The following is a 13,526-nucleotide window of genomic DNA, read 5'->3' as shown; positions in this document are numbered from 1 at the left end:
CTATGCTCCTTGCAAAATCGCTTGAGCGAGATCTTGATATGCTATGCTACCGCTTGATTTGATATCATAAAGCAAGATTGGCTTCCCAAAGCTTGGGGATTCTGCAAGTTTAACATTACGAGGAATGATGATATAAGAATCTTCACCTTTGTCTGCTTTCTTAAACAATTTAGAATCAAAATGCCTTGATAAGTCCGTAAATACTTGCTTAGAGAGATTATTTTGTGCAGAAAACATCGTAGGAAGTAAGCCACGGATTTCAAGCGTTGGATTTATGCCATTATCTTTAAGCAATCGAATCGTATTGATAAGCTGAGCCAACCCCTGTAGCGCATAATACTCACATTGAATAGGGATAATCACAGAATTAGCCGCAGCAAGTGCATTGATCGTAAGCGGTCCCAGAGCAGGAGGAGAATCTATAATGATGAAATCATAGTTATTTTCCACTTCGGCAAGCTTTTTCTTCAAAACTAGCTCGCGCCCACTTTTATTGGTGTAAAAGCTTTTTTCAATCCCTACAAGACCAATATCAGATGGCACAAGATCCATAAATGGGACATCTGTCTTTTTTATCACTTCAGAGATTGTCTTACTTCCCATAAGCACATGATAGACATTAAACTCTATATCCGAGCGGCGCAAGCCCAAGCTTGTTGTCGCGTTTGACTGCGCATCAAAATCAATCAACAACACCTTTTTCTCCGCAAGAGCTAGTGATGCAGCAAGATTTACAGCCGTAGTTGTTTTGCCAACACCACCCTTTTGATTTGCCACGGTAATTACTTCATGCATAGCCTATACCCCACACTCTCGTAAATTATAAACCACCCTCCCTCCAATATTCACGCCGCCATCTTCTAGCAAAAATGCATCGCGCAAGGAAACAAGCTCATCTCCTATATGGAAGGAAAAAGGATAATTCCGCCAAAATTCTAGCTTATAGTTGCTGAAAATTTGCTTCCAGCTTGGAGGATTTTGCAAAACTTCAAATAATCTAGCAAAAAACTTTTCTTCATCAAGCGCAATATCGATCTTACCGAACCTCTCGCTAGCCACATTGATCCCAACACCACAAAGCAAAACCCCTTTCACACGCTCAATGAGAATACCTCCAGCCTTTTTGTCCAAGACATATAAATCATTAGGATATTTTAGCCACGCACTAGAGCCAGACTCTCGCAATATATCCCTTATAATGCAGCCTAGAAATATCGCCACGCTCTGCGCTGGCACATCATCTGGCAAAATGAGTGGGGCATTATAGGCAAATGAAAACATCAAAGCCTGCTCATTTTCCCATACATTGCCCCGCGACCCTCGACCCTTGCTCTGCGACTGCGCCACGACACACAGCGGCTTGTGTAAAAAAGTGGATTCTAGCCGCCGGCGCAGCTCATCTTGAGTAGAATCCACTTTTGTCATTTGTATTACTTTGACACCTGAGAGCATAGCTTATCGCCCTAGCATAGCTTATCGCCCACTTGTAGCCCCCTAGAGCGGAGAAAGACACTAGCATTAACGCGATTTTTACTAGGAGCTTGCAGCTCTCCAATCACCAAACACTCCCCATCGCCACACGCGATCACGCAAGGCTCGATATGGCAAATCTCTCCGGCACCTGCTAGCCCCCCTCTAGTAGCAAGCTCTTTATTGAGATCTTGCGAGATAGCCTCACTATATCTCAATAAATCTATATCAAATAGCTTTAGTCCGCTTGTGAGATATACTCCGGGCCACTCATTAAAGGCAAGCCACTTTTTATACACCAAGCGCGCAGAGCTAAAATCCACCAAGCCATCTTGCTTGCTAATCTTTTTGCAATAAGTCGCTTTGCTGTGATCTTGCGGCACAGGCGTGATCTCGCCAAGCTTTGCCAGCACTTCACACAGCGTATCCCCTCCAAGCCTAGCTAGATTCTGGCTTACAATCGTGTAAGTTGCCCTATCATCTCTAGGCATTGTTTCTATGGCTAAAATCTCTCCGCTATCTAGCCCAGAATCCATACGCATAATGCTTATGCCATACTCTCTATCATCACTCAAAATCATCTGCTGAATAGGACTTGCCCCGCGATATGCTGGGAGAATAGAGGCGTGGAGATTGATACAAGGCGCGATGTGGAGTATAGATTCTGGCAGGATCTTCCCATACGCCACGACGATAATTGTCTCCGCCCCTAATCGCGCGAGCTTCTCACTCACACTAGAATCCAGTTTTTGCGGCTGTAGCACAGGTATGCCACGCGCAAGCGCAGCAAGCTTCACTGGCGGTGGAGTCAAAATCTGCTTGCGTCCTACTGGCTTATCTGGCTGCGTGCAAACCGCCACAATCTCATATTTTTCACAGAGCTGCTCAAACACCACGCGTGCAAACTCCGGTGTCCCCATAAATATCACTCTCATCAGCTCTCCTTGCATTCTAGCTAGAATCCACTTTTTATAGCAAATGCCTCTTTGCCATCTTATCTATCACGATGATCAAAGCACGCGACTCAAGCCACTATTTTTATTTTAAATGCATATAACCAACTATGCACAAAAGTGGATTCTACTTCGCAGAATCACTCTCTTGCTCACTCGCTGCGCTATCTAGGACAGATTTGATCGTTTTTACACTACTTGGCGAGCTAGAGAGAAAAATCTCTACGCGATTGTTTTTCGCGCGATTTTCTAAAGTCGTATTTGGTGCCACAGGGCTGTATTTCCCATACGATGAGTAAGACATTTTCTCCGGATTTACACCATTATCGAGTAATTGACTCATCACCGCATACGCCCTAGCTGAAGCAAGCTCATAGAGATCTTTGTATTTTGCGCTACTTGCTAAAGGCTTATCATCTGTGTAGCCTCTCACATCGATTTTCACCTCAGGCGGAAGCTTATTGATAATTTCAGCAATCCGCCGCACATAGGTGATCATCTCTTCATTATTCAAATCCGCTCTTCCTTCTTCAAAGAGCAAATCTGCTGGCAAGCGCAGTATGATCCCCTGCTCGATTTGCTCTAGCACGCCTCCTTCTTGGATTAGCATTTGGATTTGCGCGATACTATCTTTCACCGCGACAGCTGAAGCAGTGCCATCTGCCGTTTGAGGCTGCTTGCCTTCGGTGTTTTCACGCACCTCGCCCGGATCTGGTGGTCGCTGAAAGATAGGCTGAAATATCGATGATCTAGGAGGATTGGAAAAAGCTGTAACAAGTGCCTGACTCAACGCTTTTGCTTTGGAGCTTTCTGTGCTAGAAATAGCCCAAAGCGCGATAAAAAGTGCGAGCAAAAGTGAGAGAAAGTCCGCATAAGGGACCGCCCACTTCTCACCAGCTGGACACTCTTGCTGTTTTTTCTTAGACATTAGTATCCCCTACTCAAATTGAGAGATCTTAGGCTGATCTGGGCGCAAGAATCCAAGCAGCTTACTCTCAAGATTGCGAGGGTTTTCGCCATTAGCGATCGCCAAAATCCCCTCCATAATGACAACTTTCTCCTGCACAAGGTAGAAAGAGTTGTTTTTGATCTTATTGCCCAATGGTCCAAAGATAACATACGCACACATAATCCCCGTAACAGTCGCGGTAAATGCCCCAGCAATCCCTGCCGCCATAGCAGTGGGATCTTCAAGCAGCTGGAGGGCTAGCATAAGCCCCATAACCGCCCCGACAAGCCCCATAGTCGGCGAAGTCTCCCCAGCTGTGATCCAATAATGCGCCGCGCCGTGATAATAATGCTCTAACTGCTCTATTTTGATCTCTAAATCTTCTTTCACAGATTTTGCATCGCGCCCATCGATCACCATACTAAGCCCATCGCGGAAGAAATCATCCTCTATCTGTGCCGCACGCCCCTCTAGTGCCAAAATCCCATCGCGCCTAGCAAGGGAAGAAAACTCGACAACATCTTTTATTGTCTTAGAGAGATCAAGCTTAGGTCCCATAAATGCCAGCCCAAGCTCCTTATAAGCTGCCTTAATCGCCGCAGAATGCGTAGAAACCATAGCAGCAAACAAAGTAGTGGGAATAATGATAATACAAGAGCTAAGGTGGATAACATGCAGCGGATTCCCACCTTCTAAAATATCCCCAATCGAGATAGAAGTGATCGCTAAAATAATCCCTAGTAATGTAGATAGATCCATAAATACACTCGCTGTGGTGATCTATTGTGTCCAAAATGATCATCTCTAAGATGATCCAAAACACAATGCTTGCCAAGACTTCGAAGCAAAAAATATGCCAAGAAGCAAGCCTTCCATTCTAGCTAGCAAACTACAAGCCAATACTAGAGACTCAAAAAGACTTCAAAATGACTTTGGGAAAATCGGCACTACTTAGGACTTCTTAAAGGACTTCTTAAAGCTTTTTTGAATGCTTTATATGGCTTTATCGCGTAAGGTGGCGACATTAAGCGCGTTATAACAAAGCTCATTTTATACTTCGGCATTTATTCCACATCTAAAGGATAACTATGAAGGGCAAGATTCTAGCAGTAGGCTTAATCAGCGGTGAAGATGGCAATCGCTACACTTTTGAAGCAAGTGATGTGTCAAATCTAGAGGGTAGAAGTATGGAGCATCTCACGGGCTGTGAGGTGGATTTTGAAGTGAGTGAGAATATGGCAAAAAATATTTTCATCACGGGCAGAAGTATCAATATGGCAAATATTCAAGGGCAGCTTATGGCAAATGACACACAAAGCATTCGCTTTAAGTTTTTACTTGGCATTGGACTTTATTTTGGTGGGAGCTTTATTTCTTTGATTCCATTTTTAGGCTGGGTGCTTGGAGGTGTGTTGCTAATTGCTGGGTTTGTGGTTTTTGTGTTGGCTGTGCTTGGGACAAAACGCACAAGCGAAAGTCCAACTTTGTTTAAAAACTTTATTCTCTCTATCGCGATTGCGGTGGTGGCACTTATTTTGGCTATGATTTTTGGTGGAACTGCGTTACTTGGGGGTATGGCTGGGTATAGCTCGGCTGGTGGATTTGGGCTTGTTGTAGCGGTGATATTGCTTATTGTTGGTAGTATTGCGGCACTTGTATATAATCTTTTGTTTTTTAGAGAATTAGCTTTTGTTACCGAGCAGAAATTCTTGCTTTGGGCTTTCTATGCGAATATTCTTGGAAGCATAACAGCAGTTATTTTTATCGGTTGGTTGGTTATTGTTGCGGCTGTTGTGTTGTGGATTATAGGATTCTATCAAATGAAAACTATCCGCAAACGCACAGAAACTGATGTAATGCCTTGGTTTTAAAGACTAGCGAGGTGTTGCCTCGCTGGAGTTAAATCTAGGGTTTTACTAACTTCTTTCTAAATTTCATTCTGCTAGAATCCACACGCAAATTCCTACTCATAAAGGTGTCTATATGCTACATTCTCCGCACACACATAGTGTTGAAATTTTGGTTTTAGATTTTGGCTCACAATACACACAACTCATCGCTAGAAGATTGCGTGAATATGGCGTTTATACGGAGATAGTCCCCTACTTTGAAAAGCTAGATTCTATAAAGAGCAAAAATCCCAAGGGCATTATCCTTAGCGGAGGACCTGCTAGTGTGTATGAAGAGGGGGCGTATAAGCCGGATTCTGGCGTGTTTGACTTGGGTGTGCCTGTGCTTGGGATCTGCTATGGTATGCAGTATATCGCGCATTTTTTTGGCGGAAGCGTGGTGAGAGCTAAGGTGCAGGAGTTTGGCAAAGCGGTGCTAGAAATTAGCGATTTGCACACGCCATTGTTTGAAAATATCAAGCAAGATTCTATCGTGTGGATGAGCCACGCGGATAAAGTGGAGTCTTTACCTAGTGGCTTTGTGGAGTTAGCCAAAAGTGGAAATACGCATTATTGTGCTATTGCGGATTTTAAGCGGCAAATTTATGCGCTTCAGTTTCACCCAGAAGTGGTGCATAGTGAGTGCGGCGGGGAGATTCTAAAAAATTTTGCTGTGAAAATTTGCGGAGCAGATACAAGCTGGAATATGCGGAATTTTGCGGAAAGTGAGATTGAGAGATTGAGAGAAAAGGTCAGCAATGGCGGCAAGGTTTTATGTGCTGTGAGTGGGGGAGTAGATTCTAGCGTGGTGGCAACGCTTTTATATCGTGCCATAGGAGAGAATCTCATCCCTGTTTTTGTGGATACCGGGCTTTTACGCAAAGGCGAGAGAGAAGCAGTAGAAGAAATGTTTAGAGAGAATCTAAAAGTGCCTTTGATTGTAGCAGACGCAAAAGAGCTATTTTTAGGGCGATTAAAGGGGGTAACAGAGCCTGAGCAAAAGCGAAAAATCATCGGTGAATCGTTCATAGAAGTCTTTGAAGCTGAGGCTAAAAAGCATAACACAAAAGGCGAGATAAAGTTTTTAGCACAAGGCACACTTTATCCTGATGTCATAGAATCTGTGAGCGTAAAAGGACCAAGTAAAACGATAAAAAGCCATCATAATGTCGGCGGACTGCCCGAATGGATGAAGTTTGAGTTAATCGAGCCTTTAAGAGAGCTTTTCAAAGATGAGGTAAGGGCATTAGGCAGGGAGCTTGGAATGCCAGAATCTATGCTTATGAGGCACCCTTTCCCCGGACCCGGACTTGCTATACGCATTATGGGCGAGGTGAATGCGGCGGATTTGGAGCTATTAAAGGAGGCAGATTCTATTTTCATAGAAGAGCTACATAAATGGGGCTTGTATGATTCTGTATGGCAGGCATTTTGTGTGCTTTTAAATGTGCGAAGTGTGGGCGTAATGGGCGATAACCGCACTTATGATAATACTATTTGTATCCGGGCAGTGGAGGCAATGGACGGAATGACAGCGAGTTTCTCACACTTACCCCACGCATTTTTAGAATCTGTTTCAAATCGCATAATCAACGAAGTAGCAGGGATTAACCGCGTCGTATATGACATTACCTCAAAACCCCCGGGAACTATTGAGTGGGAGTAGGGAATGACTGCAAAGCAAAATGTATTGCCAAATTTATTAGTAGAAATTGTGGAATTTTTACAACAGCAAAATCTACATTTAAGCCAACAAAGTCGCGATGGGCAAATTAACTCTGCTTTTAATGAAGATGAGATTTTTAATCTTTTAGATTCTAGTTTTGCGATAAATCGTCCTAATATGCAAAGGGATTTTAGTGTTATGGGTGGATTTTAGTTTTTATGAAAATGATGTGTTTTATCCTGTGAATATCAAAGTTAGCACGACAAAAACGACTGATAATCTCAACTGCAAACTTGGAATCTACTATGCTTTAACAGGTAAAATTCCACCTTTTGGCAATGGGGTAAGCTGGGAAACATACTTTAAAACCCTAAAAGAAAACTTAGCACCAAATGATAGGGATTATTATTTTTTAATCATCAATAAAGACAATCCTAGCGATGTGTTTGCCACATCGCTTAAATGCTTAGAATCTATCTTACCAAATGGCAATAATCTGCCCTTTCAAGCAAAATGGGATAATAATCGCCAAATCATACAAAGAGATTTTGTAGAAGTGAAAGAATTTTTATTAGGCGCATTTGAGCAGTCTTTAAAACTTAGAGCTGATGCATATTTGCATTTTAGGACATACTTTTATGAATCTTGATATTGAAAGCTTAGGGCAAGTCTTTACCCCACCACATATTGTAAGCGATATGTTAGCCTTAGTGCAAAATAATGGGCGATTTTTAGAACCAAGCTGTGGAAATGGGGCGTTTTATAAGAATCTGCCTAGTAATAAAGTGGGGATTGAGCTAGATTCTAGCATTGCTTGTGAAGGGGCGTTGCAACTTGATTTTTTTAACTATCCTGTGAGTGAAAAGTTTGATACCATTATTGGCAATCCCCCTTATGTGAGATTCCAAGATATTAGGGCTCACACAAAGGAGCTTTTAACGCCATTTATGTCTATGTTTGATGAAAGAAGTAATTTATATTTGTTTTTTATTTATAAATGTATTTTGCATTTAAATGATGGTGGGGAGCTCGTTTTTATCACACCCAGAGATTTTTTAAAAAGCACTGCGAGTGTAAAGCTTAATGAGTTTTTATTTCGCACAGGAAGTATTACGCATTTTGTAGAGCTAGGGGATAGAAAGATTTTTGCAAAAGCCCAGCCAAACTGCGTAATATGGCGTTTTGTTAAAGGGGATTTCACGCGTAAAACACAATGTTTAAAAGAATTTTCCTGCATAAATGGGCAGATTTTATTTACAAAAAAGGCTTACACGACTCCTTTTAATTCATTATTTTTTGTAAAAGTTGGGGCGGTGAGTGGGGCAGATTCTATCTTTGGAAACGAAAAATGGGGTAATGTAGAATTTGTCGGATCACAAACTTGCAAAAGTGGCAAAACAAAGAAAATGATATATGGTGAGTATGGCAGGGATTGTGCATATTTACAGAGCTTTAAAACGCAATTATTACAGCGAAAAATTAGAAAGTTTAATGAAGCAAATTGGTGGGAATGGGGGAGAGATTATCATAAAAGCGAAATGCCTCGCATTTATGTCAATACCAAAACGCGTAATAAAAAGCCCTTTTTCCTACACCCTTGCAAAGCTTATGATGGCTCGATTCTAGCAATTTTTCCAAAGTTTAAAGTGGATTCTATAATGCTACAAAACTTATGCGATAAGCTAAATGACATAGATTGGGAAGAGCTTAGCTTTGTGTGTGATGGGAGGTTTCTCTTTTCACAAAGAAGTTTAGAAAATGTGATGCTAGATTCTAGCTTTAATGCGTTAAACTCCCTAAGTGTCTAGACTCTATTATGAAAGATTTGTGCTAGAATCCACTACACCCAAACAAAAAGGCTTTATAATGAAAAAATTTGCACTGATTTATGGCGTTATTGCCACACTGCTTTGGCTTTTTTTGTTGGTGTATTTGCTGATAGACTTTAAAGACTTAGCAAAAGATTCACACAAAACCACCACCAACTCTCAAGCCTAGCTCCTTTTGACAAAGCCCTGCAAGCGTGTATCAATAAGCACAATACCTATCTTAAAGAACTCCTGCAACTTGGCAAGGAAGAAAATCTAGAGGTGAGCTTTATGCTCCAAGCTGACACTTGCGAGATTCACTCTCTCACATTTGATAAGCCCAAAAGTGAGTTTGCTCCACATATCACAAATGTGCTTCACAAAGCTAAAGCCTGCATAAAAACGCAATGCCAGAGCATACAAGAAAACACACAATACACTATTCCATTTTTCTATCGTTTATCGCCCGATGAGTAAAGCTTATCCTGCCTCTCTACAAGCTCTATAAGCTACCTTAATCCACTTCTAGTAATAGATTCTACAATCCCACATAGCCTAAAGCGTATTAAATAAATCTGTTGATAAATAACGCTCTGCTGTGTCATTAAGCATTGTCAGCATTTTTTCAAACCACACCAAATCCATTGTAACATAGCTAGTATTTTGCCAAATATCTAGAATCCACAAAGACAGGGATAGCCCAAAATAGCTAGAAGAAGCTGGACTTATGGGGACCAAAACCCCATAGATTATGTTTTAGCAATCCTTTCAATCACTGCATTAAAGCTCTTGCTTGGTCGCATAATGGCTTCTGCTTTACTATCATCAAATTTATAATATCCACCTAGATCTACTTTCACGCCCTGTGTGGAGTTAAACTCCGCTCTAATAGAATCTTGCTTAGATTCCAGCTCATCGGCGATGGGCGTAAAAAACGCCGAGATAGTAGAATCCACTTTTTGCTTACTCAACGCTCTAGCAAAATACATCGCCAAGTAAAAATGGCTTGTGCGGTTGTCATCTTCGCCTACTTTGCGTGAAGGGGCTTTATTATTATCAAGCCATTGTGAAGTAGCCGTGTCTAGTGCGTCTGCTAGCACCTTTGCCTTAGGGCTATTTTGCTTTTGTGCGTAAAACTCTAGGCTTGCTTGCAGGGCTAGAAACTCGCCCAAGCTATCCCAACGCAAATGATTTTCTTCTACGAGTTGCTCTACCTGCTTTGGCGCACTGCCACCAGCCCCTGTCTCAAACATCGCCCCACCATTTAGCATAGGCACGACAGAGAGCATTTTCGCACTTGTGCCAAGCTCTAAAATCGGAAATAAATCAGTCAAATAATCACGCAAAACATTGCCTGTGATAGAGATAGCATTTTTCCCCGCACGGATAAGTCGCAGGGATTCTAAACACGCTTCTTTTGGGGCTAAAATGGCTATGTCTTTGCCCTTTTCTTGTAGTCGCTTCTTAACTAAATCAATCATAATTTTATTACTAGCCCTCTTTTCATCAAGCCAAAAAATCGCCTTATCGCCTGTCAAATCCGCCCTTTCAATCCCTAAATCAATCCAGTTTTGCACCGCATCAAATTTGGCTTGATTAGCACGATAAATATCGCCCTTTTTCACGCTATGAGTAAGCAGCACCTTATCGCTAGAATCCACAATGAGAAACTCTCCATCACTTGGGGCGACAAAGGTTTTATCGTGTGAGCCATACTCTTGTGCTTTTTTCGCCATTAAGCCCACATTGCTGACACTGCCTAAAGTTGCGGGGTTAAGCTCTCCATTTGTGCGTAAATCTTCAATCACAGCTTCATAAATAGTCGCATAAGTCTTATCAGGGATTACAGCATTTGCATCGCATTCCTTGCCATCTTTATCCCATAATCTCGCGCCATTTTTCAGCATAGCAGGCATTGAGGCATCAACGATAACATCACTTGGGATATGCAGATTTGTAATGCCTTTGTCGGAATTTACCATAGAGATTTTGGCACTTTTTTGCAAAATCTCATTGTATTTAGCTAGAATCGCCGCTTTTTTGGGGCTAGATTCTATCTTTGTGAGCAATTCACTCACGCCATTATTGGCATTCACGCCTAAAGATTCTAGCTCGTCTTTAAACTCATCAAAAAGCTCTTTAAAATACGCCTTCACCGCATAGCCAAAAAGGATAGGATCGCTTACCTTCATCATCGTAGCTTTTAAATGCAAGGAAAATAGAATATCTTGTTTTTTACAAGCTTCTATTTGGGCTGCGTAAAATTCACTCAATTTTTGTGCGTCCATAAAGGTGGCGTCCAAAATCTCATTTGCTTCTAGCTTTAGCCCATCTTTTAGCACCTTTTGCCCGCTAGAATCTTTGAATATAATCTTTGCTGTTGTGGGAGATTCTATCAACACTGCCTTTTCATTATCAAAGAAATCGCCCTCTTTCATATAGCTCACACAGCTTTTTGAGTTTTTGTCAAAAGGCGTTACTCGGTAAGGGTTTTTCTGTGCGTAGGATTTGACAGCATTGGTGCTGCGGCGATCAGAATTACCTTGTCGCAAAACAGGATTGACCGCTGATCCTAGCACTTTTTGGTATTTTTCTTTCACTGCTTTTTCTTGCTCATTGCTTGGTTCATCAGGGAAATTTGGCACATTATAGCCCTTTGTTTGTAACTCTTTAATAGCGTTTTTAAGCTGAGGGATTGAAGCGGAGATATTTGGGGTTTTAATGAGATTTGCACTAGGGGTTTTGACAAGCTCACCGAGTTTGCTCAAAGCATCTTCTACGCGTTGATTTGGGGCGAGATTCTCGGGGAATTGAGCCAAGATTCTAGCACTTAGAGAAATGTCTGAAGTCTCTACTTGAATATCTGCGTGGTTTAAAAACGCCTTTGCAATGGGCAAAAACGAGTAGGTCGCTAGGGCTGGAGACTCATCTGTGAGTGTGTAAGTGATTTTCATCGTGTGTCCTTTGTGGTGAAATGATTGCGGAATGGTTTAGTATAGCAAAAACCTTTACATACATTGCTACAAAGTATAAAATTTTTAACCTTTTTACAATATGTCTAGGTAAATTAGGTAGCATAAAAATAGCGGCGACATAAGCAAGCATAGCCAAAGCGGTGGATTCTAGGCTCACACTAGAATCTATCTATCCATTTAGTTAGCATATCCAAATCATCATAGCTTGTCATATCTACAGTAATTGGCGTGATAGAGACATAGCCACTCATCACCGCGCTAAAATCGCTTGCTCGCTCACTGCGCTCCTCCCACTCAAGCTCGTGCGTGCCTAGCCAATAATACTCTTCATTGCGTGGATTGCGTGCTTTGGCGACATCGTTGCCATAGAGCCGCACGCCTAGCTCTGTGATCTTGTAGCCTTTAGATTCTGTGGCGATGGGGATATTGACATTAAGAAATTTGCGCTTGGGTAGGGGATTATGTGTCAAAATCTTTTGCGCTAGGTCAAATGCCACTTTTTTTGCAAGACTAAAATCACACTTCCTATCACTCTCTTTTTTAAGTAGCTGTGAAATCGCCATACTAGGCACCCCCAGAATCGCGCCCTCCATAGCCCCTGCAGCCGTGCCAGAGTAGGTAATATCTTCGCCCATATTGCAGCCGATATTGATCCCAGAGACAATTAAGTCCGGTTTGCGATTTTGCTCTTTATAGAGTGTGTTATATGCAAGATAGATACAATCTGCCGGCGTGCCATCATCAAGCTTGTAAGAATCTTTACCCACAGAGATAAGGGAGAGAGGCTTTGTGATACTAAGTCCGTGTCCGCACGCAGATTTCTCCCTAGCAGGAGCGACTACACACACCCGCCCAAGCGGGCTAAGGGCTTCCTTTAGAGCTAGAATCCCAGCCGCATCAAAGCCATCATCATTGGTGATTAAAATCTCTTTCATACAATCTCCTTAAAATAATCCCCCAAAAGCATTGAGAGATTCTTAGCTATGGGCTTGGGGAACGCTTCTATGCTTGTAGCTAATGCGCTAGATTCTGCTTGCAAAAGCTCTTTAGCCTGTGCTAGTCCTAGCAGATTTACATAGCTGTTTTTCTGCCCATCATTGCGCGTGGGCTTACCTGCTTGAGCTGCTTCTTGCACCGCATCAATGACATCATCTCGTATTTGGAAAAACAGCCCAAGTCGCAAGCCAAAGTCCCATAAATCCTGCGTGAGTGGGTCCGCGGCATTTGCGATGATGGCACCCATCTTTAGGCTTGCAGCGATGAGTTTGGCGGTTTTGTTGCTATGGATTTCTTGGAGCTGCTCTAGCGGCAGGGCTTGATTTTCAAAATGGCAATCAAGTGCCTGCCCAATCACCATACCGCCTATCCCACCAGCATAAGCAAGCTCTTTTACAAGCTGGATTTGCACGCTAGGATCTAGCTTTGCGCAGCTTAGTAGATAGAATGCATAAGTATTTAGCCCATCGCCCACAAGGGTCGCGCTCACTTCATCATAAGTAGTATGTAGCGTGGGCTTACCCCTGCGCAAAGAGGCATTATCCATACAGGGCAGATCATCGTGGATAAGTGAGTAAGTATGCAAGCACTCTAACGCCAGCGCAGGCAAAAAGGCGTTTTTTGTCATTATGGGGCGTAGCCCAGAGACAACAGCTAGCAAAAGATTTGGACGGAAACGCTTGCCCCCATACAAAAGCATCTCCCAAAAAGCCGTGGCAAAATATGGGTGGAAGCTAGGGATTTGCGGTGCGCTTGCTTGCAAAAATTGCTCAAATTCTTTCATACTCTGCTGATATTGCATTATGCTCCTTAATGGTAT

14 protein-coding genes and 1 pseudogene are annotated in these 13,526 nt (G+C 42.4%); 6 read left to right on the top strand and 9 right to left on the bottom strand.

What is annotated here, in order from left to right; translation table 11 throughout:
- From DX060_RS05350 to motA, 5 genes are all read right to left on the bottom strand, one after another.
- Window positions 1-795 (bottom strand): ParA family protein, encoded by a 795-nt coding sequence (locus DX060_RS05350; protein WP_115011495.1) that lies wholly within the window; start codon window positions 793-795, stop codon window positions 1-3.
- 3 nt (window positions 796-798) lie between these two features.
- Window positions 799-1,452 carry a biotin--[acetyl-CoA-carboxylase] ligase gene (locus DX060_RS05345; protein ID WP_115011494.1) on the bottom strand — a complete coding sequence of 218 codons (654 nt, stop codon included), beginning with the start codon at window positions 1,450-1,452 and terminating at the stop codon, window positions 799-801.
- A gap of 11 nt (window positions 1,453-1,463) precedes the next feature.
- Window positions 1,464-2,405 carry a methionyl-tRNA formyltransferase gene (gene fmt / locus DX060_RS05340; RefSeq protein WP_181814200.1) on the bottom strand — a complete coding sequence of 314 codons (942 nt, stop codon included), beginning with the start codon at window positions 2,403-2,405 and terminating at the stop codon, window positions 1,464-1,466.
- Between the two features lie 145 nt (window positions 2,406-2,550).
- Complete coding sequence (motB, locus tag DX060_RS05335; RefSeq protein ID WP_115011492.1) at window positions 2,551-3,351, bottom strand: flagellar motor protein MotB; 801 nt, start codon at window positions 3,349-3,351, stop codon at window positions 2,551-2,553.
- Window positions 3,352-3,360: 9 nt separating this feature from the next.
- A complete protein-coding gene (gene motA, locus DX060_RS05330) occupies window positions 3,361-4,131 on the bottom strand; it encodes a flagellar motor stator protein MotA (RefSeq protein ID WP_115011491.1) in 771 nt (256 codons plus the stop codon).
- Between the two features lie 329 nt (window positions 4,132-4,460).
- Here motA and DX060_RS05325 point away from each other — a divergent pair, with 329 nt between their 5' ends.
- The 6 genes and pseudogenes from DX060_RS05325 to DX060_RS11960 all read left to right on the top strand — a co-directional run bounded on the left by DX060_RS05325 (window position 4,461) and on the right by DX060_RS11960 (window position 9,212).
- Entirely contained in the window at window positions 4,461-5,243 is a 783-nt protein-coding gene (locus tag DX060_RS05325) for a 2-amino-4-hydroxy-6-hydroxymethyldihydropteridine pyrophosphokinase (RefSeq protein WP_115011490.1), read from the top strand.
- A 112-nt stretch (window positions 5,244-5,355) separates the two neighbouring features.
- A complete protein-coding gene (guaA, locus tag DX060_RS05320) occupies window positions 5,356-6,927 on the top strand; it encodes a glutamine-hydrolyzing GMP synthase (protein WP_115011489.1) in 1,572 nt (523 codons plus the stop codon).
- A gap of 3 nt (window positions 6,928-6,930) precedes the next feature.
- A pseudogene (locus DX060_RS05315) lies at window positions 6,931-7,576 on the top strand (restriction endonuclease).
- A complete protein-coding gene (locus DX060_RS05310) occupies window positions 7,566-8,735 on the top strand; it encodes an Eco57I restriction-modification methylase domain-containing protein (protein WP_115011488.1) in 1,170 nt (389 codons plus the stop codon). The pseudogene DX060_RS05315 and the gene DX060_RS05310 overlap by 11 nt, the downstream one beginning before the upstream one ends.
- 58 nt (window positions 8,736-8,793) lie before the next feature.
- Window positions 8,794-8,925, top strand: coding sequence for a hypothetical protein (locus DX060_RS11965; protein WP_258552209.1), 132 nt, complete (start codon window positions 8,794-8,796; stop codon window positions 8,923-8,925).
- Between the two features lie 101 nt (window positions 8,926-9,026).
- Complete coding sequence (locus tag DX060_RS11960) at window positions 9,027-9,212, top strand: hypothetical protein (RefSeq protein WP_258552208.1); 186 nt, start codon at window positions 9,027-9,029, stop codon at window positions 9,210-9,212.
- A gap of 78 nt (window positions 9,213-9,290) precedes the next feature.
- Here the strand turns inward: DX060_RS11960 and DX060_RS05300 are convergent, their stop codons facing one another.
- From DX060_RS05300 to DX060_RS05285, 4 genes are all read right to left on the bottom strand, one after another.
- Window positions 9,291-9,473, bottom strand: a complete 183-nt coding sequence (locus DX060_RS05300) for a hypothetical protein (protein ID WP_115011487.1) — start codon at window positions 9,471-9,473, stop codon at window positions 9,291-9,293.
- A gap of 11 nt (window positions 9,474-9,484) precedes the next feature.
- Entirely contained in the window at window positions 9,485-11,689 is a 2,205-nt protein-coding gene (locus DX060_RS05295) for an NADP-dependent isocitrate dehydrogenase (protein WP_115011486.1), read from the bottom strand.
- A gap of 179 nt (window positions 11,690-11,868) precedes the next feature.
- Window positions 11,869-12,645: a 5'/3'-nucleotidase SurE gene (gene surE / locus DX060_RS05290; RefSeq protein WP_115011485.1), complete on the bottom strand. Its 777-nt coding sequence runs from the start codon at window positions 12,643-12,645 to the stop codon at window positions 11,869-11,871.
- The gene (locus tag DX060_RS05285) at window positions 12,642-13,508 is read right to left on the bottom strand and encodes a polyprenyl synthetase family protein (protein ID WP_115011484.1); all 867 of its coding nucleotides are present in this window, start codon (window positions 13,506-13,508) and stop codon (window positions 12,642-12,644) included. Before DX060_RS05285 ends, surE begins: the two co-directional genes overlap by 4 nt.
- Window positions 13,509-13,526 lie beyond the last annotated feature (18 nt).

It is taken from the genome of Helicobacter canis (assembly GCF_900451095.1).
GTDB classification, from domain to species: Bacteria; Campylobacterota; Campylobacteria; order Campylobacterales; family Helicobacteraceae; genus Helicobacter_B; species Helicobacter_B zhangjianzhongii.
The sequence above is the reverse complement of the archived record's forward strand: the minus strand, read 5'-3'. Positions and strand labels throughout refer to the sequence as shown.